General features: G+C 34.1%; 10 protein-coding genes. 8 read left to right on the plus strand and 2 right to left on the minus strand.

What is annotated here, in order from left to right:
* Positions 1-7 precede the first annotated feature (7 nt).
* The 8 genes from Q5I06_RS08245 to Q5I06_RS08280 all read left to right on the plus strand — a co-directional run bounded on the left by Q5I06_RS08245 (position 8) and on the right by Q5I06_RS08280 (position 5,248).
* Entirely contained in the window at positions 8-1,723 is a 1,716-nt protein-coding gene (locus Q5I06_RS08245) for a phage terminase large subunit family protein (protein WP_305517741.1), read from the plus strand.
* 201 nt (positions 1,724-1,924) lie between these two features.
* The gene (locus tag Q5I06_RS08250) at positions 1,925-2,119 is read left to right on the plus strand and encodes a hypothetical protein (RefSeq protein ID WP_305517742.1); all 195 of its coding nucleotides are present in this window, start codon (positions 1,925-1,927) and stop codon (positions 2,117-2,119) included.
* Positions 2,120-2,528: 409 nt separating this feature from the next.
* Positions 2,529-3,005, plus strand: coding sequence for a hypothetical protein (locus Q5I06_RS08255; protein ID WP_305517743.1), 477 nt, complete (start codon positions 2,529-2,531; stop codon positions 3,003-3,005).
* Positions 3,002-3,268 carry a GPW/gp25 family protein gene (locus tag Q5I06_RS08260; protein WP_305517744.1) on the plus strand — a complete coding sequence of 89 codons (267 nt, stop codon included), beginning with the start codon at positions 3,002-3,004 and terminating at the stop codon, positions 3,266-3,268. Before Q5I06_RS08255 ends, Q5I06_RS08260 begins: the two co-directional genes overlap by 4 nt.
* Entirely contained in the window at positions 3,265-3,765 is a 501-nt protein-coding gene (locus Q5I06_RS08265; protein ID WP_305517745.1) for a hypothetical protein, read from the plus strand. Before Q5I06_RS08260 ends, Q5I06_RS08265 begins: the two co-directional genes overlap by 4 nt.
* The gene (locus Q5I06_RS08270) at positions 3,758-4,147 is read left to right on the plus strand and encodes a DUF1353 domain-containing protein (protein WP_305517746.1); all 390 of its coding nucleotides are present in this window, start codon (positions 3,758-3,760) and stop codon (positions 4,145-4,147) included. Before Q5I06_RS08265 ends, Q5I06_RS08270 begins: the two co-directional genes overlap by 8 nt.
* Complete coding sequence (locus tag Q5I06_RS08275) at positions 4,144-4,359, plus strand: hypothetical protein (RefSeq protein ID WP_305517747.1); 216 nt, start codon at positions 4,144-4,146, stop codon at positions 4,357-4,359. Before Q5I06_RS08270 ends, Q5I06_RS08275 begins: the two co-directional genes overlap by 4 nt.
* Positions 4,343-5,248: a phage late control D family protein gene (locus Q5I06_RS08280; protein ID WP_305517748.1), complete on the plus strand. Its 906-nt coding sequence runs from the start codon at positions 4,343-4,345 to the stop codon at positions 5,246-5,248. Before Q5I06_RS08275 ends, Q5I06_RS08280 begins: the two co-directional genes overlap by 17 nt.
* An 8-nt stretch (positions 5,249-5,256) precedes the next feature.
* Here Q5I06_RS08280 and Q5I06_RS08285 read toward each other — a convergent pair whose 3' ends face one another.
* Together Q5I06_RS08285 and Q5I06_RS08290 are read right to left on the minus strand one after the other, a co-directional pair.
* Entirely contained in the window at positions 5,257-5,655 is a 399-nt protein-coding gene (locus Q5I06_RS08285) for a DUF2335 domain-containing protein (RefSeq protein ID WP_305517749.1), read from the minus strand.
* Positions 5,606-5,803: a hypothetical protein gene (locus tag Q5I06_RS08290; protein WP_305517750.1), complete on the minus strand. Its 198-nt coding sequence runs from the start codon at positions 5,801-5,803 to the stop codon at positions 5,606-5,608. The genes Q5I06_RS08285 and Q5I06_RS08290 overlap by 50 nt, the downstream gene beginning before the upstream one ends.
* Positions 5,804-6,358 lie beyond the last annotated feature (555 nt).

Here is a 6,358-nt window from a genome sequence, read left to right on the forward strand (position 1 = left end):
ATTATTTATGAGTAAATCCCCACTTATAGAGGCTTTTGCCAATGCGATATTTATCAAACCAAAGCTCAATCTCACGCAGTGGAGTAATACATACCGCGTATTATCCAAAGAAAGCTCAGCGAATTTTGGGAAGTTCGAAGCACTTAGCTACCAAATAGAACCGATGAATACCATATCTAACCCTGATGTGAAGGAAGTCGTGCTGATGTGGGGAGCACAGCTAGGTAAATCTGAAATACTCAACAATACCATCGGATATTATATCCATCAAAACCCAAGCCCGATACTCTTCCTTCTGCCAAGCGAGGATATGGCAGAGGACTATTCAAAAAGGCGACTTGCCCCGATGTTCAGAGATACTAAAGTGTTAGATAGACTGATTAATGATAGAGAAGCTAGTAATACAATACTTATCAAAAATTTCAAAGGCGGTAACCTTGCGTTAGTAGGATCAAACTCTCCATCAAAGCTTTCCTCAAAACCTATCAAAGTGCTTATCGTAGATGAGGTCGATAGATGTGAAAATACCAAAGAAGGGCATTCCATCGATTTGGCACAAAAAAGAACCAATACATTCTATGATAGAAAAATCATCAAGGTTTCTACCCCCACAATAAAAGGGCATAGTTCTATAGAGAGGGAGTATGAAAATAGCGATAAAAGAAGATATTTTGTCCCCTGCCCTTTTTGTGAGTTCTCTCAAACGCTAGTCTTTGAAAATATCAAATGGGAACAAAAAGAAGATGGCAGTCATAATTTAGATTCTGTGGGCTATGCTTGTGCAGAGTGTGGGGGAATATGGAGTGAGCGTGAAAAAAATAATGCTGTATCTAAGGGGAAATGGATAGCACAAAACCCATATTCATCTATCGCAGGGTTTTATCTTAACGCCCTTTATAGCCCATTTTTTACGCTAAAAGATATTGTAAAGGATTTTTTAGAAAGCAAGGATAATATCCAAAAATTCCAAGTTTTCACCAATACTATAAAAGCAGAATCCTTTGAACCACCAAGCGTTAAATTTGAAGAAAATGAACTCTATGCTAGAAGAGAAAATTACACAGATACCACTCTCCCTGATGAGGTGTTATTTATCAGCTGTGGCATAGATATTCAAAATGATAGAATCGAGATGGAATTCAGAGGATGGGGGCTAGGGTTTGAAAGCTGGGGAATAGACTATGTGATATTGCAAGGGGATGTAAAACTTCCTAAAGTATGGGATGATGCGTATATTGCCACTAAAAGAGCTTTTTCTACTATCAGCGGGAGACGAATGTATGCCTCTGTTGTGCTTGTAGATAGCGGGTTTGAAACACAAAAGGTCTATAAGTTTGTAAAAATGGGCAAAGGAAGGTTTGTCGCTACAAAAGGGGCAAGTGAGGTTGAGATGAAAAAGGATTTTGTAAATAAACCTAAAAATATCAATGGGATATGGCTGTATTCTATAGGGACTTATAAGGGTAAATCTGAAGTTTTTAGATTATTGCAAACTCGAAGTTTTGGGGCAGGGTATCAGCACTATAATCAAAAATACACACTGGAATATTTTTATCAACTCACTTCTGAAAAACTTATCAAAACCAAAAATGATAAGGGCTACACAATATACAAATGGGAAAAAATCAGAGAGAGAAATGAAGCACTGGATATAAGCGTTCTTAATCTCTTAGGAGCTAAGCTTAAAAAACTCGATGATTTTACACTTAAAAGCGATTCTTAGATTTAGATTTTATAACGATAAAAAAATTATTATTTTTGATTTAAAAAAATGAAATAATTTTATATAAAGTAAATGAATAAAAATGAATTAAAATTATTTGATATTTCTTAAAATTATCTATAATAAACGATAAATAAGCTACTTTTAAATCACCTATAAAATATAAGTTATAATTCATTTAATCTTTAAATCGGAGATAAAATGAATGCTAAAGTATTGATCCAAAATATCAAAACAGAGCTAGAGCAAAAGGGCTTTAAAATCGCTGGTGAAAACGAAATATTTATCCATACTCTAATAGAGTGTTTTATTAGTCATATTCAAACTCAAGCAATTGTGCAAGTAGCTACTACAGGCACAGCAAATGCACAAAGTGGCGTAGGGAAGATAATATGATGTTTTTGTTCATAAAGCTAAAAAATCCATTTCAAAAGTTCTTTTTTTTGTCAAAAGAAAATTTGGAATCTTTTTTGTCAATTTCTTTTTTGTCAAAAGAAAAAACTTTATCCACCCTAACCCTCCTTAATCAAAAAAGAGAAAGTCTTCGCCTTTTCTTTTTTAAACAAGGAGGGGAGTTCGCCTGTATCCTTGTAACCCTATATAAAAAGGGTTTTTGCTTTTACAAAAACTATTTCCTTTTTCTATAGGACAAGGGGCGAACGAAAGACAAAACCTATAAAGACCGACTTGATGATGTGCCAAAGGCACAGAATAAGTCCATACTTTAGGAGTAGCTTAGGGTTTCACTCTAAGCTACGATAAGAACTTGCCTTTAGCAAGTTCCATAAACAATAAAAGGAGAAAAATGTTTGGTGAAGTGAAAATTTACATCGGATCTGTAATAGAAACTAAGGGAAATCAAATCAAGGTCGATATTTTAGGCACTAAAACAGAGTTTATAACTTATATCGGAGGATTTTCTAAGTTTAATAGCCATTTTATTCCCCCTGTTGTGGGAGAGTTAGTGATGGTGATAAGCTTTTTGGAATCAAATCTGTATTTGGCACTTTCACTCCCATCTCCTAATATTCATAGCGATTCAAATACAGAGTTCATCACTTATGATGATGGCACAAAGATAAGCTATGATGCCAATAAAAGTGAACTCAATATCAATGCAGTAAAAAACATCACCATCATCTGCAAAAACGCATCTATCACTGCAGATTCTGTAGATTTGGGAAACTCTAGCGGTGCTGGAGTGGTAACTACGCAGTGCATATGCCCTTTTACAGGAAGCCCCCATGCACAAGGAAGCACTAAAGTAAGGGCTTGTTTATGAGCTACAAACTAAGCATACAAGCAAATCTAAATCGCATTTTCAAAACCAAAAAATACTCCATTCCTTTAAATCCAAACTTTGGACTGAGCTATGAATGGATAGATAGGGCTTTTACACAAGATTTAGAAATGGAAATAATAAATCAAATACAAGAGCAAATCAAACTCTTTGAACCTCGCTTAAAAATGCAGAGTATAAGAGTGATAAAAAATGAGGATAGATTGGAAGTTTTTATCAACACTGATTTTAGGATAATTCTTTGATAGTTTCTACAAAAGAACTCGGGGGACTTTTAGGGCTCACTGAAAGGCATATTTACAACCTCGAAAAAAATGAAGTATTAGCAAAAGAAGATAAGAACTGCTGGGATGCGTATAAAAACATCCAAAGCTATATCACCTATAAAGTATCCACACAGACAAATACCACAGATAGCAAAGAGGCACGAACACGCAAAGACATCGCTGATGCTAAATTAAAAGAGGCGATGTTAGCAGAAAAAATGGACAAACTCATCCCTATAGAAAAAGTCGCCAAAGAACTAGAGGATATCGCTATTATCGTATCAAATAAACTCTACTCTATTCCCCATAATCTCAAAAAAAGATTTAAGCTAGAAGATGGGCTAGAAAAGCTGCTAGAAAAAGAAATAGAAAATACACTCAAAGAACTCAAAGACCCTGATATCTACACACAAAAGGCTTTAGAAATAGAAGAAAAACAAAAAAACGATAGTTCAAGGAGTTTAGATAATGAGTAGCTTTACCACATCTCTTAAAGGTGAAATCCTAGATAATGGCAATCTTTTGATAACTGAAGAGTTTGATTATTATAGAGAAGAAAATAATGATGAGGTGATAAAAGTCCCTAGCGGTTTTGAGAGTGATTTTGCATCTGTGCCTTTTTTGTTTAGAATATTTGTAAGTCCAATTGGCAGACACTCTAAACCCGCAGTATTGCACGATTATCTTTGCGAACTTTATCATAAAGGAGAGGTTAGCAGGGATTTTTGCGATGAGGTGTTTAACGAAGCGATGAAGGTCAAAAAAGTTTCTAGTTTCCATCGTATCATCTTATTTTATGGTGTGCGAACTTATGCCTTTTATTTAAAATGTAAAAATTTTTTAAGGAATAAAATATGAACTACATCGCAACTGAGGGCGAATGTCTTGATAGCATTTATTTTAAATATTATGGTTTAAAATTCAATCAAAATCAATATGATGATTTTATGATGGATAATTTTAAGCTTTTGCTAAAAGATACACTAGATGGAGGAGATGAGGTCTATATAAGAGAAATAAAACCCACACAAGAAGATGAAATAAAGGGGCTTTATGGAATCGATATATAAAACAAACAACTTCAAAATAACCTTGAATAATAAAGATATCAGTGTTTGTGTGATGTCCATCAGCTATGAGGATTTTGAAAATAGTCAAAGTGATACATTTAAAATCAAGGTTTTTCCAAATATAAGACCAAACATCAAAGACAAAATAAAATTTTTTATCGATAATCATCTGATGGGAAGTTTCTCTATAGCAAGTATCGCTTATAACTATAAGACAAGCTATGAAATAGAATGCACAAGCATAGATTATAGCTCCTCTTTTAGGGAGCGAAAAAATCGCAGTTTTGATAATCTAAGCTACAAGCAAATATTAGAAGCAATCGCTAAAGAAAACAACCTCCAATCTAAGATTGATTTTGATCGGATGGATGAAATCGTGCATATTGATCAAATCAACCAATCTGATAGCTCCCTGTGCTTTCATATCGCCAAAACGCTAAACCTCACACAATGTGTAAAAAATGAGACTTTGATATTTTTAGAAAAGAATTCAGAAAAAAAACCCACCATCACAATAAACGCTGATGAGTGCATTTCAGTGAGTTTGCAGAGCTATAGCAAGATGGCATATAAAAGCGTTGAGGTGAGTTATCAAAACCCCCAAAGCCTAGAAAATAAAATCATCAGGATCGGTAAGCAAGAGCCTGTCTTAAAACGCAATATCCACTCTAAAAACGATGATGAAGCTTACAAAAAAGCAGAGGGATATTTTAAAGCTATCAAAAGCAACCAAAGAAAAGGAAAACTAGAGTTAGTGGGAAAAATCATCTACGCAGGGACGATTTTAAAACTAAAAGGAGATAGTGAGATACAAGGAGAATATGTGATAAACAAAGTCTCTCATAGTATCGATCCTAGCTCTTGGAGAGTAGCAGTGGAGTTTGGGTAGGAATAGAGCTAGTCTTTGTTTTTGGTAGTTTTTTTCAAATAATAAATAGTAGCGATGGGCGACATTGCACCAATAAAGGCAATCACTGCCCCGATATTTTTATCATTTAATGCCAAATAAAATGCAAAGAAAGCTAAACCTAAAGTAACCACAGCACCAGCTATCCATCCCAAATATCCCATTATGATTTGATATCTTTGATCATTGAGCTGTAATGAATGAATGTGTTCAAGATCATTCTCTGCCATAGTTATGATTCTATTAGGGATATCAGGGTTTATCTCTGCATATTTTTGTAACTCTACTGCAGGGGGGAGAGGTCCTGAATATATTGTACGCGAAGCAATTACTTTTGTATCAGCGTTTTGATGGATGTTTTGAGTTTGTTTTTGAATATTTTTTTTCATTATCAATGGCTTTGTATATTGAATGACCTACATTACTCCAAGCTTTTTCTATATTGCTATTAGCATCAGGAATGATAGAAACGCTTTGAATCCCGAATAAATCATATGTTTTTGAATATCCTCTTAAAAATTCTCTAATATTTTTCATCTTTATAACCTCCAATTTTTGGATAGTCTTGAGATACTATCTAATGCTTTCATATAAACATTTTTTCAAAGTATTTTAGACCTAAATTATACCTACTTTCAACCTATTTTATACCTATTTTATACCTACATCATAGCATATTAACACAAATATCCATATTTTACTGAATCTTAATAGGTCGATAAAGTGTGATATTTCTAAACAAATTCATTAAAAGCAGAGGCGTTTAGCAAAAGATAACTGCTTATCCTTTTTAGCCTCGTAGCACGATCGCTTTATGCGAACTTGTGAAGCATAGCATTGCGGGACTAGGGGATGTGGATAGGAATATTTACAAAGGTTAAAAACCTCTGAAATAAGAAGGAAGGAGATACAAAATGAAGAAGACTATAAAAGTTATCAACCTAATTTACAAACTCTGTTTGATAATCTTAACAATAAGTCAAATCATCAAGATTTGGGCGGGGTAACCCGCCTCCCCCATAAGGGGGACTTATAATATTCATCTGTATCTCTGTGAAAATTATAACACAAATAGGAGTAAGAAATGGACTA

Source organism: Helicobacter cappadocius, from assembly GCF_030688855.1.
In the GTDB taxonomy this organism is placed as follows: Bacteria; Campylobacterota; Campylobacteria; order Campylobacterales; family Helicobacteraceae; genus Helicobacter_J; species Helicobacter_J cappadocius.

Excerpts from the sequence above, each read along its gene's own strand:
- Q5I06_RS08245 (WP_305517741.1), top strand. The coding sequence starts at position 8 with ATGAGTAAATCCCCACTTATAGAGGCTTTTGCCAATGCGATATTTATC.
- Q5I06_RS08250 (WP_305517742.1), top strand. The coding sequence starts at position 1,925 with ATGAATGCTAAAGTATTGATCCAAAATATCAAAACAGAGCTAGAGCAA.
- Q5I06_RS08255 (WP_305517743.1), top strand. The coding sequence starts at position 2,529 with ATGTTTGGTGAAGTGAAAATTTACATCGGATCTGTAATAGAAACTAAG.
- Q5I06_RS08260 (WP_305517744.1), top strand. The coding sequence starts at position 3,002 with ATGAGCTACAAACTAAGCATACAAGCAAATCTAAATCGCATTTTCAAA.
- Q5I06_RS08270 (WP_305517746.1), top strand. The coding sequence starts at position 3,758 with ATGAGTAGCTTTACCACATCTCTTAAAGGTGAAATCCTAGATAATGGC.
- Q5I06_RS08275 (WP_305517747.1), top strand. The coding sequence starts at position 4,144 with ATGAACTACATCGCAACTGAGGGCGAATGTCTTGATAGCATTTATTTT.
- Q5I06_RS08280 (WP_305517748.1), top strand. The coding sequence starts at position 4,343 with ATGGAATCGATATATAAAACAAACAACTTCAAAATAACCTTGAATAAT.
- Q5I06_RS08285 (WP_305517749.1), bottom strand. The coding sequence starts at position 5,655 with ATGAAAAAAAATATTCAAAAACAAACTCAAAACATCCATCAAAACGCT.
- Q5I06_RS08290 (WP_305517750.1), bottom strand. The coding sequence starts at position 5,803 with ATGAAAAATATTAGAGAATTTTTAAGAGGATATTCAAAAACATATGAT.